A 21793-nucleotide genomic window follows, 5' to 3' on the forward strand; every position below is an offset into this window, starting at 1 on the left:
GGGCGTATAGCCGATGCACTTCGGTCCGCACCTCCTCCTCGCCGCCCTCGAAGGCCTCGTCACCTCCGCGGTGCTGGCACTGACGGCGCTTGGGCTGTCGCTGGTGTTCGGCGTCATGCGGGTGGTCAATGTCGCGCATGGCGAGTTCTTCATGCTCGGCGCCGTGCTTGCATGGGCGATCACCACGGCGATCGGAGGGCATCCGGCGATCGGCTTCCTGGCGGCGCTGGTGATTGCGCCATTGATCGTCGGCGCCACTGCGCTGATCGCCGAACGGCTGGTGCTACGCCGGCTCAACTACAATCCGGAAGCCACCATCGTTGCCACCATCGGCATGCTCTACATCATCCAGCAGTTGGCGCTGACCTTCTACGGTCCGGAGGCGCGGCCGGTAGAGCCGCCGTTCAGCTACCGCATCCTTTTGCCATGGTTCGGCTATTCCGGCTACAAGCTGTCCATTATCGCCGCTTCCGCGCTACTTCTGGTCGCGACATGGCTGGTGCTGACGCGGACCAAGATCGGCCTCATCATGCGCGCCACGCAGTATGACAGCGAGACGGCGCAGGCCTTCGGCATTCCCGTCGGTCGCGTCTATGGCGGCGTCTTCGCGCTCGGCGCCATGCTGGCGGCCGTTGCCGCGGTGCTGATCGTGCCGATCAGCCAGGCGCATTATCTGATGGGACAGGACCCGCTGCTGCTGTCCTTCATCGTCGTCATCATCGGTGGCCTCGGCTCGCTGCGCGGAACCGTCGTCGCCGCCGTGCTGATCGGCCTGTCCGACGGCATCATCTCGATGTTCTTCTCGCCGACGCTGGCCAAGATCATCGCCACGCTGCTGGTGGCCATGGTGCTGGTGTTCCGCCCGCAAGGCCTGTTCGGGACGGCGTCGCGATGAGCGAAGCTTCGCCGGCAAAAGCCTATGCCCTGCATCTCGGCGTCATCGCCCTGCTCTTCGTGCTGAGCTTCCTGCTGCCGGACTATTATCACGGCCTGCTCGCTCGCATCATGGTGCTGGCGGTCTTTGCCATGGGCTACAACATGCTGTTCGGCTATGTCGGCCTGCTCAGCCTCGGCCACGCCATGTTCTTTGCCGCCGGGCTCTATGGCGCCGGCCTTGCCGTCATCCAACTCGGCTGGAGCGTGCCATTGGCCTTCCTTGGCGGGATTGCCTGCGGGGCAGTGCTGGCGCTGACGATCGGCCTGCTGGCGCTGCGCACCACGGGTGTCGCCTTTATGATCGTCACCATGATGTTCGCCCAGGTCTTCTACCTCCTCATTCTCTACTTCGCGACATGGACCGGTGGCGACCAGGGCATGGTCGTACCCCAACCGGCACGGGTGCTTGCTTTCGGCTCGAGGTCGCTCGATATCACCAATCCGACCGTGCGCTATATGACGGCGCTGGCGCTGTTCTCGCTCGTGCTGCTTGTCACATTGGCGATCGTCCGCTCCCGATATGGCCGCGTGCTGGTGGCCATCCGCGAGAACGAGGAGCGGACGAAGATGCTGGGCTACGACACGTTTTCCAACAAGCTCGCCGCCGTCGTCATCTCCGGCACTATCTGCGCTGCTTCAGGCGCCGCCTATGCGCTGCTGTTCGGCTATGTCGGATCGAGCTTCGCTTCGGTGCAGTATTCGATCCTGCCGCTGCTGTGGGTGCTGCTCGGGGGTGCGGCCACGACACTCGGGCCGCTGATCGGCACTCTGTTCATGTATTATGTCATCGACATCACCAGCGGCTACACCTCGGCCTATCTGCTGATCGTCGGCATCGCGCTGATCCTTTTGGTGCTGTTTTTCCCCAAGGGCATTCTGGGCAGCATCCGGCAGCGCTGGCTTGGGTGGCTGCCATGATGCCGCTTCTGACCACCAAGGGCCTGTCGCGAAACTTCGGCGGCCTGCGCGCCGTCGACGGCGTCGATTTCGAGCTGATGCCGGGCGAAATCCGCGCCGTCATCGGCCCGAACGGGGCGGGGAAGACCACTTTCGTCAGCCTGGTCAGCGGCCGCATCCAGCCATCTTCCGGCATGATAATCTTCGACGGTGCCGACATCACCAGCCAGCCGGCCTATATCAGGGTTCGCCAGGGCATCGCCTACACGTTCCAGATCACCAGCGTCTTTGCCAATCTTTCCGCCTACGACAATGTCGCGCTGCCGGTGCAGCGCACGCTGAGCGATGACCGCTCGAAGGGTGCGGTGCGGGCAGGCGTCATGGCGGCGCTCGAACGCACGGGGCTGGCCGGCCGTGCCCACATGCCGGCCGGGCAGTTGTCCTACGGCCACCAGCGCCTGCTGGAAGTGGCGATGGGCCTGGCGCTGAAGCCGCGCCTGCTGATCCTCGACGAACCGACGCAAGGCCTTGCCGACAGTGAGATCGACAATTTCATTGAGCTGGTGCGCGAGATCGCCAAAGACGCCACCGTGCTTCTGATCGAGCACAACATGCCTGTCGTCATGCAACTGGCCGACCGCATCACCGTCTTCAACGCCGGCAGGATTCTCGCCGAAGGCACGCCGGAAGCGATCCGCGAGAATGCGGCGGTGCAGGAAGCCTATCTGGGGACCGCCCCATGACGGAGACGAAGTCCGAAGCATTGGCAATCGCGGGGCTCGACTGCTTCTATGGCGAGGTCCAGGTGCTCTATGGCCTAGACCTGGTGCTGAACAAGGGCGAGGTGCTGTGCCTGTTCGGCCGCAACGGCGCCGGCAAGACGACGACGCTCAAGGCCATTATGGGGCTGGTCCCGCCAAGCGCCGGCTCGATCAGGCTCGATGGCAACGAATTGACAGGACTGCCGACGCACGAGGTGCCCAAAGCCGGGGTCGCCTATGTGCCGCAGGGAAGGCGGCTGTTCGCCGAGATGACGGTAGCCGAAAACCTCGAGATCGGTCTGATGGCGCGCGGGAAGGGCAAGGCCGTGCGGGAAAACGTCCTCGACCTTTTTCCATTGCTGCGCCAGAGGCTGCGGCAGCGCTCCGGTACGCTGTCCGGTGGCGAACAGCAGATGCTGGCGATGGCGCGCGCGCTCTGCCTCGAACCGCAGGTGCTGCTGCTCGACGAGCCGACCGAAGGGCTGATGCCGTCGATGATCGCCAAGATCCGCGAGACGGTGTCGCAACTGCGCGAGATGGGCGTCTCGACCGTTCTGGTCGAACAGCGTGTCGATGCGGTGCTTTCGGTCGCCGACCGTGTTGCCTTCATCGAAAACGGCCGCAATCGCGAGACGGTCGATGTCGAGGATCTGCGCGCCGACCCGTCGGCGGTGCGCCGCTATGTCGGGGTCGGTTGATCAGCCGAAAAACAGAAAACCGGCGATCAGGAATATCGGGATCAGTACCAGGCTGGACCATGCCATATAGCCGAAAAAGCCCGGCATCTTCACGCCTCGATGTCGGGCTATGGCGTAGACCATGAAGTTCGGCGCATTGCCGATATAGGTGTTGGCGCCCATGAACACCGCGCCGGCCGAGATCGCCGCCAGAGTCGAGGCGAATTCCGTCATCAGGTGCCGTGCGTCGCCGCCGGCAAGCTCGAAGAACACCAGATAGGTCGGCGCATTGTCGAGGAAGGACGACAGCGCGCCGGTCAGCCAGAAATAGGCGAGGTCGTCGGGCGTGCCCGAGGGCGAAGTGACGAGGGCGACCAGGGGCGCCAGCGCGCCGTCATGTCCGGCTCTCAAGATGGCGACGACCGGCACGATGCAAATGAAGATGCCGGCAAACAGCTTTGCGACCTCCGCGATCGGCCCCCAATTGAAGCCGTTCGCCTCGCGGTGGCTCTTGCGCGAGACGGCGAGCGAAAGGAAGGAGAGCGCCAGGATGATGGCGTCGCGCACTAGGTTCTGCAGCTCAAGACTCACCCCGAGGATGGAAAAGCTCACGCCCGGCTTCCAGGCTGCCGACAGCAGGATGGCACCGATCACGCCGGCCAGCAGTGGAAGATTGGCCAGGCCGCGCAGGCGCACCTCCGTATCCGGCGTCGGATCCTTGATCTTTGGAGCGCCAGCCTCGCGCCGGTGCAGGACGATGTCGATGCCTAGGAAGACGGCCAGCACGAGACCGCCGACGAACAGCGTTTCGCGATAGAGGTTGGCGGTCGTCCAGAAGAAGTCGACCCCGCGCAGGAAGCCGACGAACAGCGGCGGGTCGCCCAAAGGCGTCAGCGAACCGCCGATGTTGGAGACCAGAAAGATGAAGAAGATCACCACATGGGCGTTGAACGGGCGGTTGTCATTGGCGCGCAGGATCGGCCGGATCAGGATCATCGAGGCGCCGGTCGTGCCGATGACCGAGGCGAGTAGTGCACCGACCAGCAACAGCCCGGCATTGACCAGCGGCGTGCCGTGAATGTTGCCGGCGACCAGAATGCCGCCTGAAATGGTGAACAGTGCAAACAGCAGGATGATGAACGACATGTATTCGGTAAGCAGCGCATGCAACACCGCCTCGGTCGCCGAGGGGACGCCGAAGGCAAGGGCCAGCGGCACGATCACCAGCGCCGCCCACAGGCCCGCGATCTTGCCGTAGTGATGCTCCCAGGCATGAGGGAACAGCAGCGGGCCGGTGGCGATCGACAAAAGCAGTCCGGTGAAGGGCAGCGCCCACCACAGCGACATCGCGGCACCGGGCAGGCCGTGGTCTTCGGCAGCAAAAGCCATTCCAGGAAATAGTATTGCGAAAACCGCTATAATGCATGCCGCCCAGGCATTCACGGGATAGAGGCGGATAGCGCATGAGAAAGGCCCCCTCATCCGACCGCTGCGCGGCCACCTTCTCCCCGCCGGGGAGAAGAGGCAGGCGTCGGCGCCAGCGAACTCCTCTCCCCTCGGGGAGAGGTCGGATTGCCCCGAATTACCCTTCGTAATTCGGTTGGCAATCCGGGTGAGGGGGCTCTTTCCCAAGGGTCCGTTCAGTCCGACAAGGGATCTTCGAGCGTCACCCCGGCGTCGCGCATGCGGTGCAGCATTGTGTCGAGCGAACCGTTGAGATCGATGCCACGGCAGGCATCGAGCCTGACGGTGGTCTTGAAGCCCTGGCTAACGGCATCCAGCGCCGAGAAGGCAACGCAGAAATCGGTCGCCAGCCCGACCAGGGTCAGCGTGTCGATGCCGCGTTCCCGGAGATAGCCGGCAAGGCCGGTCTGCGTCGTGCGGTCGTTCTCGAAGAAGGCCGAGTAGCTGTCGATATCAGGCCGAAATCCCTTGCGGATGACAAGCTCGGCCTTGGTCCAGGCGAGGCCGGAATGGAAATCAGAGCCCAGGCTGCCCTGGATGCAATGGTCCGGCCACAGCGTCTGCTGGCCGTACGGCATTTCGATCATCGTGAAAGGCTGCGCGCCTGGATGACTGGAGGCAAAGCTCGAATGGCCGGCGGGGTGCCAGTCCTGCGTCAGCACGACATGGTCGGTGTGCCGGATCAGGTCGTTGACCAGCGGCACGATCTCGTCGCCGCCGGCAACCGCCAGCGCGCCGCCCGGACAAAAGTCGTTCTGCAGGTCGATGACGACAAGCGCTTCGTCGGCCATGGGCTTTCCTCTTCCGTATGCAGGCTCCAGTGGAAAATGCCGCTGACGCGACCGGACGCAGAAACTTGACCAGAAGGGCCGCGGCGTCAACCTCTCAAGGCATAAGAAATGCGTGCCGACCGAGTGGTCGCAAACTCCGGCTTTGACAATTCCTGCCGGCTTGATATCATTTGCATACGAATGAATTCTCCCGGCCGCCGATGCCGGCCGGATCTTTCGAAATACCGGTTCTGGAAGACCTCTTTTCTGGAAGGCAAGGCGTGATCCGTTACGCGAAACCCACCTCGGTCGACGAAGCGCTCGCTTTGCTTGGCGAGGGTGCCTGGCGCATTCTTGCCGGCGGCACCGATTTTTATCCGGCGCAGGGAAGCAAACCGTTCCGGGACAATGTCCTCGACATCAACGGCCTGGCGGCGCTGCGCGGCATTGCAGACACGGGCAGCCATTTCGTCATCGGCGCGCGTACGACCTGGACCGATATCATTCGCCATCCCTTGCCGCCGGCCTTCGACGCGCTGAAGCAGGCGGCGCGAGAGGTCGGCTCGGCGCAGATCCAGAATGTCGCCTCGGTCGCCGGCAACCTATGCAACGCGTCGCCTGCCGCCGACGGCGTGCCGGCCCTGCTCGTCCTCGACGCCGAGGTCGAGCTGCGTTCAGCGACGGTGACGCGGCATCTGCCTTTGCAGGACTTCATTCTGGGCAACCGCCGCACGGCTCTGCTTCCAGGCGAGATGGTGACGGCCATTCGCGTGCCGAAAGGCGCTACTACTGGCACGTCGGCTTTCGTCAAGCTTGGGGCGCGGCGCTACCTCGTCATTTCCATCGCCATGGTGGCAGCGCGTCTGGTCGTCGACAACGGCATCGTCAGCCAAGCGGCTGTCGCCGCCGGCTCCTGCTCGGTGGTGGCCAAGCGGCTGGCCGGCGTCGAAGCCGCGCTGAGCGGGCTGCCGGTGGACGGCAGACTTGCCGACGCGGTCCAGTCCGCGCCGATGGGCGAGCTGTCGCCGATCGCCGATGTGCGCGGCAGTGCAGAGTACCGGATCGATGCGGTCCGCGAGATCGTTGCCCGTGTCGTGCTTGCGGCTGTGGGACGGATGACTGGCGACGAGGTGGCGGCGTGAGCCAAGTTCAGCCTGAAATGAATGAAGCCCTGCCCGATCTGGGCAACGCCCTGCCTGGCTTCGGCGCTGCACGGGCCGATATCACTTTCGAGGTCAATGGCGACGCCATCTCAGTCAACGTACCGCCGCTGCGCCGGCTATCGTCGGTATTGCGCGACGAACTGCTGCTGACCGGCACCAAGGTCGGCTGCGATGCCGGCGATTGCGGTGCCTGCACGGTGCTGGTCGACGGCGATCCCGTCTGCGCCTGCCTGATGTCGGTTGCGTCCGCTGCCGGAACGTCGGTTACAACCGTTGAAGGCCTCGCCAACGGCCGGCTGTCGGCGCTGCAAGCCTCGTTCCTTGCCCATGGCGCGGCGCAGTGCGGCATCTGCACGCCAGCGCTGCTGGTCGCGGCAACGGCATTGCTGGACAAGCGGCCTAACCCGACCGAGACCGAGGTGCAGGACGCGCTGGGCGGGATTCTGTGCCGCTGTACCGGCTACCGGAAGATCATCGCGGCGGTGATGGATGCGTCACTGCAAGCAGCAAGCCTCGATTTCCGCTTGCCTCAATCCGGCCAAGCGATCGGCTCCTCCCCCGTCAGGCTCGATGGCCTGCCTAAAGTCACCGGCGGTGAAAAATTTGGCGGCGATTCTTTCCCTGCCGACGCGCTGGCCGTGCTGGTGGTCCGCTCGCCGCATTATCACGCCGGCTTCGCCTTCGGTGACCTCGACGGCTGGGCGAAGGCACATCCCGGCATCGCCGGTGTCTTCACTGCCGCCGACATTCCCGGCAAGAACTGTTTCGGCGTCATCGGGCCGTTCGCCGACCAGCCGGCGCTGGCCGAAGGGTTTGCTCGCCTGCGCGGCGAGGCGGTGGCGCTCGTTGCCGGCGAGCGCGAGGCGATCCTCGATCTAGACATGTCGGATTTTCCGGTTCGCTGGACCGAATTGCCGCATTTTCTGCAGCCGCGCGAAGCGAGAGCCGGCGGTGCCAAGCTCATTCACGACAACCGGCCGGCAAACCTGCTTACTGCCGGCTTCGTCGAACGCGGTGACCCCGAGGCGGCTCTCGCCGGCGCGGCCTTCATCGTGTCCGGCGCCATCGACACCTCCTATGTCGAGCACGCCTATATCGAACCGGAAGCCGGCTATGCGTATCTGGACGGCGATACGCTGGTGGTCGTCGCCTGCACCCAGGCGCCTTATATGGATCGCGACGAGACGGCGAAGGTGCTCGGCCTTGCCGTCGACAAGGTGCGCATCGTGCCGACGGCGACAGGTGGCGGTTTCGGCTCGAAACTCGATGTCTCGCTGCAGCCGCTGATCGGCCTTGTGGCGCTGAAGACCGGACGGCCGGCGGCACTCACCTACACCCGCAACGAATCTATGGTGTCGACCACCAAGCGTCACCCGGCCGAGATGAAGGCGACGATCGGCGCCGATGCCGATGGCCTTGTCACCGGCATGATCTTCGAAGGCGATTTCAACACCGGCGCCTATGCGAGCTGGGGGCCGACGGTCGCCAACCGCGTCCCGGTGCATGCGTCCGGACCCTACGCGACGCCGAACTACCGGGCCGAGGGCCGGGCCATACACACGCATGGGCCGATTTCCGGCGCCTTTCGTGGCTTCGGGGTGCCACAGGCGACGATCATGCAGGAGACGCTCTATGACGAGCTGGCCGGCAAGCTCGGCATGGACCGGCTCGACTTTCGCTTGAAGAACTGCCTTCGGAACGGCTCCGAAACGGTTACCGGACAGCGACTGGCCTCCGGTGTCGGCATTGCCGAATGCCTCGACTCGCTGCGGCCGCATTGGGCGCGCGCCACGGCCGATGCAGATGCGTTCAACAGTACCAATAGGGATAGAAAGCGCGGTGTTGGCATCGCGTCCTGCTGGTACGGCTGCGGCAACACTTCGCTGCCCAATCCGTCGACCATTCGCGTCGGCATCGCTGCAGACGGCGCGGTCATCCTGCACCAGGGCGCCATCGATATCGGCCAAGGCTCGAACACGGTCATCACCCAGATCTGCGCCGACGCGCTCGGCCTGCCGTTGGAAAAATTCCAGCTGAAGAGCGGCGATACGGCTATCACTCCCGATGCCGGCAAGACATCGGCCTCGCGCCAGACTTTCGTGACCGGCAAGGCAGCCGAAAAGGCCGGCCGCGCCTTGCGCGAAAAGATCCTGCGTTTCGCCAATGTGTCCGAAAAGGCATCGCTGCAACTCGACGGCCCGGCGATCGCTATCCGCGAAGGTGAAGCCACTCGCCGTATCGACCTCGCCTCGCTCGACGTGGATGCCGAAGGCTTCGTCTTCCGTGCCGAGGAGACCTACGACCCGCCGACGCTGCCGCTCGACGCCAAGGGCCAGGGCAAGCCCTATGCGGTCTATGGCTATGGCGCTCAGATCGCGGAACTCGAGGTCGACCTCAAGCTCGGCACGGTGAAGCTGATCAAGATCACCGCCGCGCACGATGTCGGCAAGGCGATCAACCCGCTGCTGGTCGAGGGCCAGATCGAAGGCGGCATCGCGCAAGGCATCGGCATGGCGCTGATGGAGGAGTATATCCCCGGCCGCACCGAGAATCTGCACGACTATCTCATTCCGACCATCGGCGACGTTCCGCCGATCGAGACCATCCTGATAGAAGTTCCAGATCCGGAAGGACCCTTTGGCGCCAAGGGGTTGGGCGAGCATGTGCTGATCCCGACGGCGCCGGCGATCCTCAACGCCATCCGCCACGCCACCGGTGTCCTGGTCACCAAGGTTCCGGCGACGCCGACGCGTATCCGCGCCGCCATTCGCGAAAAGGAGGCACGCCGATGAGCGAGCTTGCCGAACGCTTCGAAACCCACGATCCCGGCGAGAAGCTGGTGGCGGAGAAGATCCGCTGCGATGCCTGTCCGGTGATGTGCTACATCGCCGATGGCCGCACCGGCGCCTGCGATCGCTACGGCAATGTCGGCGGCAAGATCGTGCGGATGGACCCGCTGACCATCCTAGACCATGCGGCGGAAACCGGCGAGGCAATCGTGCCGTTCGTCGCCGAGGGCGAGGCGTGGGACGGCGAACTGATCAACACCGGCCGCCGCTTCGTCACTGCCATTGGTGCCGGCACCACCTATCCCGACTACAAGCCGGCGCCGTTCATCGTCAGCCAGGAGGTCGAGGGGGTCGATCTCGTCACGGTCGTTACCGAGGGCATCTTCTCCTATTGCGGCGTCAAGGTGAAGATCGACACCGACCGTCATATCGGACCCGAAACGGCTGTGGTGCGGTCGCAAGGCGAAGCGATCGGCCATGTCACGACAGGCGAATATGGCTCTCAGATGTTGTCGCTTGGCGGCGTGCACCATCTGACCGGCGGCTCCAAGGCTGAAGGCCGCGCCACTTGTGACGCGCTGCTCAATCTGTGCAACCGCAAGCCTGTCGAACTCGCCATCGACGGCGGCGCCATCATCACAGTCGAAGCCGGCAAACCACCTGTGATCGACGGCAAGCAGGAACACCGCATGCGTGTCGGGTGCGGCTCGGCCACCATCGGCATGTTCGCTACGCAATGGCGCGGCCTCGTCGACGAGGTGGTGGTGGTCGACGACCACATCACCGGCGTCGTCTCTGAGCATCAGGCCGGCAAGGTGCTGGGCTGGCAGGACACCGGCATAAAAATCATCGGCCGCCGCTCAACGCCGGGCCGCTATTTCAAGGTTTCCGAACCCGGCCTCGGCTGGGGCGGCACCAGCATATCCGACCCGCTGTCGATCCTCGGCGAATGGAATGCCAAGAAGGGCGCGCGGCCGGGCCTGTCGCTGCTGATGGTTTCGACCACCGGCGAGCAGTTCGCCTATTACGAGCTCGACGACGAGCTGAAGCCGGTGCAGAAGCCATTTCCCGAACGGCTGCAGAAATCGGTCGAACTGATCGAGGACAATTGCGAGCCGGCGCTGTGTACCGTGCTGTTCGTCGGCGGCGCCGGTGGTTCGCTGCGCGCCGGCGTCACCGAAAACCCGGTCAACCTGACCCGTTCCGTGCAGAGCTTGACTACCTATGTGACGGTCGGGGGAGCGCCGGTCTATGTCTGGCCGGGCGGCGGCATCACGCTGATGGTCGATGTCACGCGGGTGCCGGAGGGCGCCTTCGGCTATGTGCCGACGCCGGCCCTGGTGGCGCCTATCGAATTTACCCTGCGCCGTGACGATTATGTGAGGCTCGGCGGTTACGAGGCCGAAATCCGTAGCGTCGAGGACATCGTTGCTAGAGGTGGCGAATACCTCAATCCGCGCCGCGGCACCGGTGCGCCGGCCAACAATCCATGGCCGCCGCTGGCGCAATTGCGCCGCGCTGTGTCGAACGGGGCTGGGTGATGGAAGGCCCACAAGTACATTGGCTGCGGGACGGCAAGCGGCTGCATCTCAACCACGGGCCGATCGACCTGATCGTCGAAGCCTTTGGCGAAGCGGGCGAATGTCGTCTGGCCTATGAGCAAGCCGTAGCGCGGTTCCAGACCATCCTGCCCGAGCTGGTGGAGGAATTGCCCGAACTGCGCCGCCCAGCCGCGTTGCGGGCCCGCGCTTTCGTCGGTCCGACAGCGCGGCGCATGGAAGCGGCTGTGGTGCCGTTGGCCGAAAGCTTCATCACGCCGATGGCCGCCGTCGCCGGCTCGGTAGCTGACGAAATGCTTGATGCGCTGCTTGTCGGACGCAGGCTCGACCGTGCCTATGTCAACAATGGCGGCGACAGCGCGATCCATCTTGGTGGCGGCCAGTCGATGACACTTGCCATTGCCGGCACCGGGCACGGCCTCGCCGATCGCATCGTCATCCATGTCGAGGATGGCGTGCGCGGCGTTGCCACCAGCGGCTGGCGCGGACGTTCCTTTTCGTTGGGCATTGCCGATGCGGTGACTGTGCTGGCGCGCACGGGAGCAGAAGCCGATGCCGCCGCGACGCTGATCGCCAACGCCGTCGACTTGGCCAATCATCCGGCTATCCGGCGTGTGCCGGCGCGCGATCTGGCGCCGGACAGCGACCTTGGCGACAGGCTTGTCACGCAAGAGGTCGGCCGGCTTTCTCCAGCGGAGATCGCCATGGCGCTGGACAGCGGGCTTGCCGTCGCCGAAGATTTCCGCCGCAGGGGATTGATCGCCGCATCGGCGCTCTTCCTTGCCGGCCAGACCCGCATCGGTGGTTCCATGGCGCTTGCCGCGCCCAACAAAAGTCCAGGGAAGGAAGTTGCCCATGCCTGAGTTTCCGATCCGCAAGATCGCGGTTCTGACCGAAGAGATCTTTCACGAAGGCGGGCCGGTCGCAAAAGTGCCGCGTCGCCGCGCCGCCGCCATGGCGCTGGTGAAAAACCCGTTTGCCGGGCGCTATGTCGAGGATTTGCAGAGCGCCATGGATGATCTGAAGCCGCTCGGCCTGCTGCTCGCCGACCGGCTGATCGCCGCACTCGGCGGCGACGTCAAACAGATCGACGGTTATGGCAAGGGCGCCATTGTCGGCACATCGGGCGAACTCGAGCATGGCGCGCTCTGGCATGTGCCGGGCGGCTACGCGATGCGCGAACGGCTCGGCGACGCCAAGGCGATCGTGCCGTCGGCGAAGAAGGTCGGCGCTTTCGGTTCAAAGCTCGACGTGCCGCTCGGCCATATCAACGCCGCCTATGTGCGCAGCCATTTCGACGCCATGGAAGTCGGCATCAGTGACGGGCCGCGCCCCGACGAGATCCTGTTTTGCCTCGCCATGACCTGTGGCCCGCGCGTGCACGACCGCATGGGCGGCCTGGCCGCCAAGGATATCAAGGCCTGGGACGGGCTGCGGTGAGTGCTGAGGAAAATCTGCTGAAGCTGGTCGAGTCCGAAGAGCCTGACGACCAGGATTACCATCTGCAGGAGCAGGTCGGCTTCATCCTGCGCAAGGCGCATCAGCGCCATGTCTCGATCTTCGCAGCGCATATCGGCGACCTGACGCCACCGCAATTCGCGGCTCTCGCCAAGCTGCGCGACGTCGGCGAGACCTCGCAGAACCAGCTCGGCACGCTGATCGCCATGGATGCGGCGACGGTGAAGGGTGTCATCGACCGCCTGAAGGCGCGCGGTCTGGTCGAGCTTTCCAAGCATGAGGTCGACAAAAGGCGGCTGCTGGTCAACCTGACCGCGGAAGGCCGCGACGCCATCGAGCGCCTGATCCCGCTGGCCCGTGAGATCACAAGGGAAACACTGGCGCCGCTCTCGGCCAAGGAGATCGCCACCTTCATGAAGCTGCTGGCGAAGCTGGCGTAGGCGGATCTGCCGGGCGCAAAAGCACCCGGCAGGAAGTTTAGATCAAAGGCCGTTGTCCTTCAGCACCTTGGCGGCGTTTTCCTTGGTGATCTTCTCGGTCGGCAAGGTGATGGTCTTTTCGACTTTTTCGCCGTTGAGGAACTTGATCGCCTGACGCAGGCCTTCGGCGCCGGGGGTGACATAGCTAAAGGTCGCCGTCAGTTCGCCCTTGTTCACCATCTGCACACCTTCGTTGGGCAGACCGTCGATGCCGATGAACTTGATGTCCTTCTCGCGGCCGACATCCTTGGCTGCGAGATAGGCGCCATAGGCCATCGGGTCATTGTGGCCATAGACGAGATCGATCTTCTCGTTGCTCTTCAGCGCGTTGGCCATCAAATTGTAGGCCTGGTCCTGCTTCCAGTCGCCCGACTGCTGGTCGAGCAGATATTTGATGCCCGGTTCCTTGTCGGTGAACTCATGGAAGCCGTCATGGCGATCATGCGCCGGCTGAGTGCCCATGCCGCCCCAGATCTCGACGACATTGCCTGATGCCTTGCCCTTGCCGCCGAGCAGTTCGACGGCATATTCGCCGGCCGCGCGGCCGATCAGCGCGTTGTCGCCGCCGACGAACTGGGTGTAGTCCTTGGTGTCGACATTGCGGTCAAGCACGAAGACCGGAATCTTGGCGTCGATCGCCTGCTGCACGACGCCGGTAAGGCCGGCGGATTCCTTCGGCGACACCAGCAGTGCGTCGACCTCCTGACGGATCAGGTTCTCGACATCGGCGACCTGCTTTTCGGTCTTGTCCTCGCCGTCGGTAATGATCAGCTCGACCTCCGGATGCTTGGCGGCTTCGGCCAGGATGTCCTTGTTGAACTGCGCGCGCCAGGGCTCGATGGTCGTCACCTGGGAGAAGCCGATCTTCCACTTCTTGTCCTGGGCGAAGGCATTGCCGCTGGTCATGAGCGCGGTGGTGGTCAGCAGCGCCGCGGTCATGGCGGCAAGTTTCAGCATGTCACGTCGTTTCATTTTTTGTTTCCTCCGAGATTGAGAGACGATGTCTCTTGTGACGGCCGCTTTGCCGCGGCCGTTTCCTTGCGCGCCGTTTGCCCGCCTGGCAGGCGCAGATAGGCCAGGAGATCACCGGCATTGCGCTCCTGGACAAGCACGGTGCCGATGATGATCATCCCCTTCAGTACCAGCTGAAGGTTCGAATTGATGTTGTGGAGCTGCAGGATATTGGAGAGCAGCCCGAAGATCAGCACACCGCAGAACGTGCCGGTGAGGCTGCCGCGCCCGCCCATCAGGCTGGTGCCGCCGATGACGACGGCGGCGATGGCGTCTAGCTCCAGCCCGGCGCCGGCATCGGGCTTGCCTTGCCGGTATTGCGCGACGTAGAGCACGGCGGCGATGCCGGCGAGCAGGCCGGAAATGGCATAGGTGGCGATCTTGACGCGGCCGGCTGCGATGCCCGAGAGGCGCGCCGCCTCCTCATTGCCGCCGATGGCATAGACATAGCGGCCGAACGGCGTGAAGCGCAGCACCGCGCCATAGATCAGGATGGCGCCGAGGAAGAACAGGCCGGGCATCGGGATGATGCCGAACACCAGCGAGCGCAGCATCTCGAAATCGGCGGTGGCGTTCGAGCCGGTATAGACCGGCAGAACCGCATTGTTCTGGCCGGCGGTCAGGCGGGCGATGCCGAGCGCCGTCACCATCATCGCCAGCGTGACGATGAAGGGCTGCAGCCGTCCGGCAACGATGATGAAGCCGTTGAGCGCGCCGAACAGCAACCCGACGCATGGCGCCACCAGCAACACGCCGAGCACGCCGAATTTCGGTTCGATCTGCGGCAGCAGGTACCATAGCGACAGGCTGCACAGGACCACGCCGACGACTGCGGGCGTGACCAGACCGCGAATTCCGTCGAGCCTGATCTCACGGACGAGATCGGCACCGGCACGGGATTTTGCAAGGTTCTGGAAGATGAAGCGGGTGACGACGAAGCCAAGGCAAAGCGCCGCCAAGGCGACGGTCGGCACGCCCAGCACGACGCCCGGTGTAACGCCTGGAACGGTCAGCAGCATGGCGCAGACTACCGAGCAAATGGCCATCAGCGAGCCGACGGAGAGATCGATGCCGCCGGTGATGATGACCGCCGTCATGCCGGTGGCGATCAGCCCGGTGGTCGAGACCTGGCGCAGCACGTCGAGCAGATTGCCGTAGGAGAGGAAGATGTTGTTGCCCTTCGAACTCATCGGCGAGCCCAGCACGCCGATCAGGAAGATGGCGATCAGGCCCCAATAGAGCTTGGTTTGGGACAGGAGTTTCAGGACAGTCATGCGGCTGGTCTCGATATGGTCCGGCGCGGTGCGGCGAGGCGCATGATGGCCTCCTCGCTGGCCGCATCGCGGGAAAGGATGCCTGTCTGGCGGCCATCGGCCATCACCAGGATGCGGTCGGAGAGATGCAGCAGCTCGGGCAGTTCCGAACTGATGACCGCGATGGCGAGGCCGTCGCGCGCCAGTTTGAAGATCAGGTCGTAGATCTCGCGCTTGGCGCCGACGTCGATGCCGCGCGTCGGCTCGTCCAGCAACAGCACCCTTGGCCTGGTCGCCAGCCATTTGCCGATGACGACCTTCTGCTGGTTGCCTCCCGACAGCGTGCCGGCGGGCTGGTCGATGTCCCGGCAGCGGATGCCGAGCGACTTGACCGCCTGCCGCGCCAGCCCCTGTTCGCCGGCCAGCGAGCGGATGCCGAAGCGCGCCAGCGACCCGACCAGCGGCAACGCGACATTGTCTGATATCGAGGCCTGCAGATGCAGGCCTTGCGTCTTGCGGTCCTCGGTCACCAGCGCAATGCCCAGCCGCCGCGCGTCGCGGGGCGAACGGATATCCACCGGCCGGCCATCGACCTGGATTTCGCCACCGGTGCGGCCATCGCTCGAGCCGAAGATCGCTTCCAGTATCTCGGTGCGGCCAGAGCCGAGCAGCCCGCCAATGCCGAGGATTTCTCCAGCGGCAAGATCGAATCCGACGCCGTCGATCACCGTGCGCCAGCCATGGGCATCGGGCTTCGACAGCGACAGGTTCTCGACCGAGAGCACGATCCTGCCACTGGGGCCGCGCTCCCCCTCAGGGGACGCGAGCAGGTTGCGGCCGACCATCGCGGAAATGATCGCGTCTTCGTCGAGATTGCCCATTGGCTCGGTCAGTACGTGGCGCCCATCGCGAAACACGGTAATACGGCTGGCCAGATGCATGACCTCGTCAATGCGGTGCGAGATGTAGACAATGGCGACACCGCTGTCGGCGAGCTGGCGAATGATGCGGAACAGCCGCTGGCATTCGGCCAGCGACAGCGCCGAAGTCGGCTCGTCCATGATCAGGATACGTGCCGACATCGACAGCGCCTTGGCGATCTCGACCAGCTGTTGCTCGCCGACGCGCAAGGCACCGACGCGGGCTTGCGGATCGAGTTCGATGCCGAGCCGCCGCAACAAAGCATCTGCGGCGCGGCTGCTCGCCTTGCGGTCGACGATCAGCCCGGCGATCAGCTTCTCGCGCCCTAGGAAGATGTTGTCGGCGACGCTGAGTTCCGGCACCAGGTTGAGTTCCTGGTGGATGATGGCGATGCCGGCATCCTCGGCGTCGCGCACGCCGGCGAAGCTGACGGGACGGCCATCGACGCTGACCTTGCCTTCGTAGCCGGTGTAGACGCCGGAGAGGATCTTCATCAGCGTCGACTTGCCGGCACCGTTCTCGCCCATCAGGGCATGGACTTCGCCGCGTCGCAGTTCGAAGCGGACGTCGACCAAGGCGGCGATGCCGCCGAAGCTCTTGGAAATATGCTCGGCGCTCAGAACGACGTTCGAACGATCCGCCGCACTGTGCTCCGGGGATAGGGAATTCGCATGCTTCATGACAATGGCGGCCTCCCTTCCGTCCTCGTCAAATCTCACCAAACGCTAATCTAAACGTTTCGATCATGTCAAGCCGCTATCTGATGGTGCTGGCCCGACATATTTCAATTCTTGCGAAAAAATGCAAAAATCCGTAGATGTAGCACATAGAGGGGTGGCGAAACGTTTAGAAATGACAGCATTCAAGCGGACTAGGAAGCGAAAATCCACGGCGCCGACCATGCTCCACGTCGCCGAAGCGGCGCGTGTATCGGTCGCCACGGTATCGGCGCTGATCAACGGCACGGCAACGGTCAGCCCGGAGCTCAGCCAGCGCATCGAACAGGCGATCCGCGATATCGGCTACAAGCGCAACGCGATCGCCCGCAGCCTGAAGATGGGCACGACCCGCACCATCGGCTTGACCGTGCCGCACATCACCAACCCGTTCTTCACCGATGTCGTCTCGGTCATCCAGCAGGCCTTCGACCGGGCCGGCTATGCCGTCATGCTTTGCTGCACGGACGAGGACCTGAACACCCAGGACGACCAGATCAGGCTGCTGCTCGACCGCATGGTCGACGGGCTGATCGTGGCGCGCGTCGGCGACGGCGCGATCCTCAAGCGGATCGTCGACGACGCCAATGTGCCGGTCGTGCTGCTCGACCGTCTCTGCAAAGGCGTCGATACCGATGCCGTGGTGCTCGACAACCAGCGCGCGGTGTTCGACGCCATCACCTACCTGATCAATCTCGGCCATCGGCGCATTGGTTACATCACCGGCACGTCGGACATTTCGCCTATGCATGACCGCATGACGGGATATCGCGAGGCGCTTCACGCCGCTGGCCTGCCGATCGCCGAGGAGTTGATCCGTTTCGGCAATTTCCACGAGATCGACGGCTACAATGCCACCATGCAGATGCTTTCCTCGCATGATCGGCCAAGCGCGATCTTCTCGGCCAACAACCCGATGGTGATCGGCACCATGAAGGCGATCCGCGACATCGGCCTGTCCTGCCCTGAAGACATTTCGGTCGCCTGTTTCGACGATTTTCCATGGTCCGATGTGTTCCAGCCGCAGCTGACCACGGTGGCGCAGCCGGTGCAGGCGATCGGCGAACAGGCGGCCAACCTCTTGCTCGACCGTCTCGCCGGCAACAGGGACGCGCCGCCGCGCAAGCTGGTGCTCAAAGGCCGGCTGATGATCCGCAATTCATGCCGCCCGCTGGGAGCGATGGCGCAGAGCGTGAGCGCTTAGTTTTTCGCGCGTCGGCGGGCGCTCGACGTTGCGAAAGGTGTGCCGCCTTTAGCCGAGCCGGACTGTCAGACAGCTTGCGATAGCGATTTATGCGCCTCGGCCAGTATCTCGAACGACCGCACTCGCGACGCATGATCGAAGATCTGCGCGGTGACCATCAGCTCGTCGGCACCGGTGCGGCGCACGAAGGCGTCGATGCCTTGCCGGACCGTATCCGGGGAGCCGACGACGGCGCAGGACAATGCCTGGCCGAGCATGGTCCTGGCCATCGGCTCGAGATCGCGCTCATAGTTCTCGACAGGTGGCGGCAGTCGGCCGGCCCGACCGGTGCGCAGGTTGACAAAGGCCTGTTGCAATGACGTGAACAGCAACCATGCCTCGGCGTCGGTGGGCGCGGCAAAGACGTTGAGGCCAAGCATGACATGCGGCTTGTCGAGCTGCTCCGATGGCTGGAAGCGCGAGCGGTAGACGTCCAGCGCGTGATCGAGTTCCGCCGGCGCGAAATGCGAGGCGAAGGCATAGGGCAGGCCGAGCATGGCAGCGAGCTGCGCACCATAGAGGCTGGATCCGAGGATCCAGACTGGCACGTTCTGGCCCTCGCCAGGCACGGCGCGGATGCGCTGACCTTCCTCGGCCGGCTGGAAATAGCGCATCAGCTCGATGACATCCTGCGGGAAATTGTCGACCCCGGCCTCGAGATTGCGGCGCAAGGCGCGGGCCGTGGCCATGTCGGTGCCGGGCGCCCGGCCGAGGCCGAGGTCGATGCGGCCCGGATGCAAAGCGGCCAGCGTGCCAAACTGCTCGGCAATCACCAGCGGCGCGTGGTTGGGCAGCATGATGCCGCCGGCGCCGACACGAATGGCCTTGGTGCCGCCGGCAACATGGGCAATGACGACCGCGGTTGCCGCACTGGCGATGCCTGGCATGTTGTGATGCTCGGCCAGCCAGAAGCGCTTGTAGCCCAGCCGCTCGGCATGACGGGCAAGATCAAGCGAATTGGCCAGCGATTGCGAGGCATCGCTGCCTTCGACGATCGGCGACAGGTCGAGAACGGAAAGGTCGGTCATGAACGGTTTCCTGTGTCAGGACCGCATGTAGGAAGCGCCCTGCGACCTGCAAATTCAAAAATATTGATCAGCCTTTTGCAATTTCAGTGTCGGCGACGTCCTCGTCCTCGATGACAGCCGTGTGTTGTGCGGCGAGAAAATTGCCGACATGGCTAAGGCCGTCGAAATGATCGCAGAACACTTTGATGACGACCAGCAGCGGCACCGCCATCAAGGCACCGACGAAGCCCCACAGCCACGACCAGAAGGCGATGGCGATGAGGATCGCCACGGCATTGATCTCGAGGCGGCGGCCGACCACCGTCGGGGTCACGAACTGGCCTTCGATGATATCGCACAACAACACGAAGGCCGGAGCCAGTAGCGCGTAGGAGACGGTGTCGAAGCTGATCAGCGACATGATCGTGACAAGCATGATGGTCAACAGCGCGCCGACATAGGGCAGGAAGTTGAGCATGGCGGCAGTGATGCCCCAGACTTGCGGGTTGGGCACGCCGAGTGCCCACAGGCCAAGGCCGATGACGGCGCCGAGACCGGCATTGATGATGGTGACAGTGAGCAGATAGTGCGAGATTTCCCGCTCCACGTCATAGACGACGCGCAGCGCCCGCTTCTTTTCGCTGAGACGCGCGAAGGACTGGATGATCTTCTCGTAGAACATCGTGCCGGAGGCGAGCAGGAACAGCGACAGTACGAAGATTATGGTGAGGCTTGTTCCCGCCGACAGGATGTTGCTGGCCGCTGCAGACAGAATGCCGGATTGCGCCACCGCCACCTTCTGGACGCCCGGCTCCTGCGAGGTCTCGGTCAGCTGTTCGATCTGATGCGAAATCTGCATGATCTTCTCGAGCGGACGCCGCAGTTGCGCCAGCCGTTCGGTGAGCCGCTGGCCGATCGACGAGGTGTTGTTGATGAGTTCGATGACTGGACCGCTGAGCAGATAGCCGGCACTGGCGAAAACGAAAAGCGACAGCAGCACCAGCACGGTTGCCGAAACCACGTCGGGGATGCCGCGCTTGCGCAGCAGCCGGACGATCGGCGTCAGCGTCAGCGTCAGCAGAAAAGCCAGGATGACCGGCATGAAGAACGCGCGGGCGAAGTAGAGCGCATAGATAGCCATGAACAGGAAGATGCCGACGAGCAGCGAGCGCGTCAGATGCATGTCGGCACGAGCCGCGACGCGCGAATCCAGTTCATCGGCAACGCCTGCGCCCAAGGCAGTGGGTTCGGTCTTCATGCTCGCCCCTTGAGCCGGGCGCCCCTCGGCGATCGGCGATTGCCTGCATGAAACGCAGAGTGACGGGGTCAGGTTCCAGGGTTAGGTGAACCGGGCTCCACCGAGATGGCTGGTATGACCATTGCCTTTAAGCGCATGTCGCGACAGCACGAGCCGTTTCCGGCCATGGTCATGGATATTGGAACGTACCCCGTGGCGATCGGCTTCATGCCCGCCATTCCACCTGGTTTCGTCAGGGGAGATCGGGGCCGACCTACTTTTCGACGGGCACCGCCAGCGCCGGCGCGGATTTCGCCGTTTCCTTGCGCACGATCGGCGCCACCCTGGTGCCGTAGAGTTCGATCGCCTTCATGATCTTGGCATGCGGCATGGTGCCGATCGCCATCTGCAGCAGGAAACGGTCGTTGCCGAAGATCTTGTGCTGGGCGACGATCTTCTCGGCCACCTGCTCGGGGCTGCCGACGAACAGTGCGCCGTTGGGACCGCGCGACTGGTCGAAATGCGCCCGCGATGTCGGACCCCAGCCGCGCTCGCGGCCGATGCGGTTCATCACTTCCGCCTGGGGTCCATAGAAATCGTCGGCCGCCTGCTCGGTCGTTTCGCCGATAAAGCCATGCACGTTGATGCTGGTGGCGAGATCAGCCGGTTCGCTGCCGGCGCGCCTGGCGGCCTCGTGGTAGAGATCGAACAGCGGCGCGAACCGTGCCGGCTCGCCGCCAATGATGGCGAGCGCCAGCGGCAGGCCGAGTGCGCCAGCGCGGGCGGCAGACTGTGGCGTCCCACCAATGGCGATCCAGACCGGCAGCCTGTCCTGGAAGGGCCGGGGATAAACGCCGCGATCGTTGATCGACGCGCGCAGATTGCCGGACCAGGTGACCTTCACGCTATCGCGGATGGCGAGCAGCAGGTCGAGCTTTTCGGCGAACAGCTCGTCATAGTCCTCGAGGTTGTAGCCGAACAGCGGGAAGGATTCGATGAACGAGCCGCGTCCGGCCATGATCTCGGCGCGGCCGCCCGACAGAAGATCGAGCGTGGCGAACTGCTGGAAGACGCGCACCGGGTCATCGGAAGACAGGACGGTGACCGCGCTGGTCAGCTTGATACGCTTCGAGCGCTCGGCGGCTGCGGCCAGGGCTACGACCGGCGCTGAGGCCGCATAATCGGGCCGGTGGTGCTCGCCGAGGCCAAAGACGTCGAGACCGACCTGATCGGCCAGTTCGACCTCCTCGATCAGGTTGCGCAGCCGCTCATGCGGGCCGATGGCGCCCGGACCCGGCTGCGGGCTGACGTCGGCGAAGGTGTAGAGACCGAGTTCCATTAAGTGTCATCCTGCTGTTGGGTTGGTCGCGTAGCAATCCCAGGAAAAGTGTGAGGCGGATTTCCGCCCGGAATTGCGTCAACACAGAGATAAAGCGCGGTTCACCGTTTCTG

19 protein-coding genes are annotated in these 21793 nt (G+C 64.0%); 11 read left to right on the forward strand and 8 right to left on the reverse strand.

Annotated features, from left to right (window positions below):
• Positions 1–13 precede the first annotated feature (13 nt).
• From NKH57_RS03435 to NKH57_RS03450, 4 genes are read left to right on the forward strand one after another with little or no spacing between them, the layout of a single operon-like run.
• On the forward strand, positions 14–895 hold the full coding sequence (locus NKH57_RS03435) for a branched-chain amino acid ABC transporter permease (RefSeq protein ID WP_352941740.1): 882 nt from the start codon (positions 14–16) through the stop codon (positions 893–895).
• The gene (locus NKH57_RS03440; protein WP_352941742.1) at positions 892–1854 is read left to right on the forward strand and encodes a branched-chain amino acid ABC transporter permease; all 963 of its coding nucleotides are present in this window, start codon (positions 892–894) and stop codon (positions 1852–1854) included. The genes NKH57_RS03435 and NKH57_RS03440 overlap by 4 nt, the downstream gene beginning before the upstream one ends.
• Entirely contained in the window at positions 1851–2576 is a 726-nt protein-coding gene (locus NKH57_RS03445) for an ABC transporter ATP-binding protein (protein ID WP_352941744.1), read from the forward strand. The genes NKH57_RS03440 and NKH57_RS03445 overlap by 4 nt, the downstream gene beginning before the upstream one ends.
• Positions 2573–3292 carry an ABC transporter ATP-binding protein gene (locus tag NKH57_RS03450; RefSeq protein WP_352941746.1) on the forward strand — a complete coding sequence of 240 codons (720 nt, stop codon included), beginning with the start codon at positions 2573–2575 and terminating at the stop codon, positions 3290–3292. Before NKH57_RS03445 ends, NKH57_RS03450 begins: the two co-directional genes overlap by 4 nt.
• Here the strand turns inward: NKH57_RS03450 and NKH57_RS03455 are convergent, their stop codons facing one another.
• Complete coding sequence (locus NKH57_RS03455) at positions 3293–4660, reverse strand: sodium:proton antiporter (protein ID WP_352941749.1); 1368 nt, start codon at positions 4658–4660, stop codon at positions 3293–3295.
• 251 nt (positions 4661–4911) lie between these two features.
• Positions 4912–5526 carry a bifunctional nicotinamidase/pyrazinamidase gene (pncA, locus tag NKH57_RS03460; RefSeq protein WP_352658759.1) on the reverse strand — a complete coding sequence of 205 codons (615 nt, stop codon included), beginning with the start codon at positions 5524–5526 and terminating at the stop codon, positions 4912–4914.
• A gap of 260 nt (positions 5527–5786) precedes the next feature.
• Between pncA and NKH57_RS03465 the strand changes: the two genes are divergently transcribed.
• From NKH57_RS03465 to NKH57_RS03490, 6 genes are read left to right on the forward strand one after another with little or no spacing between them, the layout of a single operon-like run.
• The gene (locus tag NKH57_RS03465; RefSeq protein WP_352941752.1) at positions 5787–6647 is read left to right on the forward strand and encodes an FAD binding domain-containing protein; all 861 of its coding nucleotides are present in this window, start codon (positions 5787–5789) and stop codon (positions 6645–6647) included.
• Positions 6648–6664: 17 nt separating this feature from the next.
• On the forward strand, positions 6665–9460 hold the full coding sequence (locus tag NKH57_RS03470) for a molybdopterin-dependent oxidoreductase (protein WP_352942002.1): 2796 nt from the start codon (positions 6665–6667) through the stop codon (positions 9458–9460).
• Complete coding sequence (locus NKH57_RS03475) at positions 9457–10998, forward strand: 6-hydroxynicotinate reductase (RefSeq protein WP_352941755.1); 1542 nt, start codon at positions 9457–9459, stop codon at positions 10996–10998. Before NKH57_RS03470 ends, NKH57_RS03475 begins: the two co-directional genes overlap by 4 nt.
• Positions 10998–11879, forward strand: coding sequence for a UPF0280 family protein (locus tag NKH57_RS03480; protein ID WP_352942005.1), 882 nt, complete (start codon positions 10998–11000; stop codon positions 11877–11879). The genes NKH57_RS03475 and NKH57_RS03480 overlap by 1 nt, the downstream gene beginning before the upstream one ends.
• On the forward strand, positions 11872–12456 hold the full coding sequence (locus NKH57_RS03485; protein WP_091575692.1) for an amino acid synthesis family protein: 585 nt from the start codon (positions 11872–11874) through the stop codon (positions 12454–12456). Before NKH57_RS03480 ends, NKH57_RS03485 begins: the two co-directional genes overlap by 8 nt.
• On the forward strand, positions 12453–12914 hold the full coding sequence (locus NKH57_RS03490) for a MarR family winged helix-turn-helix transcriptional regulator (RefSeq protein ID WP_023761400.1): 462 nt from the start codon (positions 12453–12455) through the stop codon (positions 12912–12914). Before NKH57_RS03485 ends, NKH57_RS03490 begins: the two co-directional genes overlap by 4 nt.
• 42 nt (positions 12915–12956) lie before the next feature.
• Here the strand turns inward: NKH57_RS03490 and NKH57_RS03495 are convergent, their stop codons facing one another.
• From NKH57_RS03495 to NKH57_RS03505, 3 genes are read right to left on the reverse strand one after another with little or no spacing between them, the layout of a single operon-like run.
• Positions 12957–13925 carry a substrate-binding domain-containing protein gene (locus NKH57_RS03495; protein ID WP_352941757.1) on the reverse strand — a complete coding sequence of 323 codons (969 nt, stop codon included), beginning with the start codon at positions 13923–13925 and terminating at the stop codon, positions 12957–12959.
• Complete coding sequence (locus NKH57_RS03500) at positions 13922–15238, reverse strand: ABC transporter permease (protein ID WP_352941759.1); 1317 nt, start codon at positions 15236–15238, stop codon at positions 13922–13924. The genes NKH57_RS03495 and NKH57_RS03500 overlap by 4 nt, the downstream gene beginning before the upstream one ends.
• Complete coding sequence (locus NKH57_RS03505; RefSeq protein WP_352941762.1) at positions 15235–16818, reverse strand: sugar ABC transporter ATP-binding protein; 1584 nt, start codon at positions 16816–16818, stop codon at positions 15235–15237. Before NKH57_RS03505 ends, NKH57_RS03500 begins: the two co-directional genes overlap by 4 nt.
• 220 nt (positions 16819–17038) lie before the next feature.
• On the opposite strand from NKH57_RS03505, the gene NKH57_RS03510 reads away from it, so the two are divergent.
• Positions 17039–18058: a LacI family DNA-binding transcriptional regulator gene (locus NKH57_RS03510; protein ID WP_352601727.1), complete on the forward strand. Its 1020-nt coding sequence runs from the start codon at positions 17039–17041 to the stop codon at positions 18056–18058.
• 65 nt (positions 18059–18123) lie between these two features.
• Here the strand turns inward: NKH57_RS03510 and NKH57_RS03515 are convergent, their stop codons facing one another.
• From NKH57_RS03515 to NKH57_RS03525, 3 genes are all read right to left on the reverse strand, one after another.
• A complete protein-coding gene (locus NKH57_RS03515; RefSeq protein ID WP_352941764.1) occupies positions 18124–19125 on the reverse strand; it encodes an LLM class flavin-dependent oxidoreductase in 1002 nt (333 codons plus the stop codon).
• 67 nt (positions 19126–19192) lie between these two features.
• Positions 19193–20362 (reverse strand): AI-2E family transporter, encoded by a 1170-nt coding sequence (locus NKH57_RS03520; RefSeq protein WP_023761394.1) that lies wholly within the window; start codon positions 20360–20362, stop codon positions 19193–19195.
• A 253-nt stretch (positions 20363–20615) separates the two neighbouring features.
• On the reverse strand, positions 20616–21680 hold the full coding sequence (locus NKH57_RS03525) for an LLM class flavin-dependent oxidoreductase (RefSeq protein WP_352941766.1): 1065 nt from the start codon (positions 21678–21680) through the stop codon (positions 20616–20618).
• Positions 21681–21793: the final 113 nt, after the last annotated feature.

This window comes from Mesorhizobium sp. M1050, from assembly GCF_040318715.1.
Classification (GTDB): domain Bacteria; phylum Pseudomonadota; class Alphaproteobacteria; order Rhizobiales; family Rhizobiaceae; genus Mesorhizobium.

Excerpts from the sequence above, each read along its gene's own strand:
- NKH57_RS03435 (WP_352941740.1), top strand. The coding sequence starts at position 14 with ATGCACTTCGGTCCGCACCTCCTCCTCGCCGCCCTCGAAGGCCTCGTC.
- NKH57_RS03440 (WP_352941742.1), top strand. The coding sequence starts at position 892 with ATGAGCGAAGCTTCGCCGGCAAAAGCCTATGCCCTGCATCTCGGCGTC.
- NKH57_RS03445 (WP_352941744.1), top strand. The coding sequence starts at position 1,851 with ATGATGCCGCTTCTGACCACCAAGGGCCTGTCGCGAAACTTCGGCGGC.
- NKH57_RS03450 (WP_352941746.1), top strand. The coding sequence starts at position 2,573 with ATGACGGAGACGAAGTCCGAAGCATTGGCAATCGCGGGGCTCGACTGC.
- NKH57_RS03455 (WP_352941749.1), bottom strand. The coding sequence starts at position 4,660 with ATGGCTTTTGCTGCCGAAGACCACGGCCTGCCCGGTGCCGCGATGTCG.
- pncA (WP_352658759.1), bottom strand. The coding sequence starts at position 5,526 with ATGGCCGACGAAGCGCTTGTCGTCATCGACCTGCAGAACGACTTTTGT.
- NKH57_RS03470 (WP_352942002.1), top strand. The coding sequence starts at position 6,665 with ATGAATGAAGCCCTGCCCGATCTGGGCAACGCCCTGCCTGGCTTCGGC.
- NKH57_RS03475 (WP_352941755.1), top strand. The coding sequence starts at position 9,457 with ATGAGCGAGCTTGCCGAACGCTTCGAAACCCACGATCCCGGCGAGAAG.
- NKH57_RS03480 (WP_352942005.1), top strand. The coding sequence starts at position 10,998 with ATGGAAGGCCCACAAGTACATTGGCTGCGGGACGGCAAGCGGCTGCAT.
- NKH57_RS03485 (WP_091575692.1), top strand. The coding sequence starts at position 11,872 with ATGCCTGAGTTTCCGATCCGCAAGATCGCGGTTCTGACCGAAGAGATC.
- NKH57_RS03495 (WP_352941757.1), bottom strand. The coding sequence starts at position 13,925 with ATGAAACGACGTGACATGCTGAAACTTGCCGCCATGACCGCGGCGCTG.
- NKH57_RS03500 (WP_352941759.1), bottom strand. The coding sequence starts at position 15,238 with ATGACTGTCCTGAAACTCCTGTCCCAAACCAAGCTCTATTGGGGCCTG.
- NKH57_RS03505 (WP_352941762.1), bottom strand. The coding sequence starts at position 16,818 with ATGAAGCATGCGAATTCCCTATCCCCGGAGCACAGTGCGGCGGATCGT.
- NKH57_RS03510 (WP_352601727.1), top strand. The coding sequence starts at position 17,039 with ATGCTCCACGTCGCCGAAGCGGCGCGTGTATCGGTCGCCACGGTATCG.
- NKH57_RS03515 (WP_352941764.1), bottom strand. The coding sequence starts at position 19,125 with ATGACCGACCTTTCCGTTCTCGACCTGTCGCCGATCGTCGAAGGCAGC.
- NKH57_RS03520 (WP_023761394.1), bottom strand. The coding sequence starts at position 20,362 with ATGAAGACCGAACCCACTGCCTTGGGCGCAGGCGTTGCCGATGAACTG.
- NKH57_RS03525 (WP_352941766.1), bottom strand. The coding sequence starts at position 21,680 with ATGGAACTCGGTCTCTACACCTTCGCCGACGTCAGCCCGCAGCCGGGT.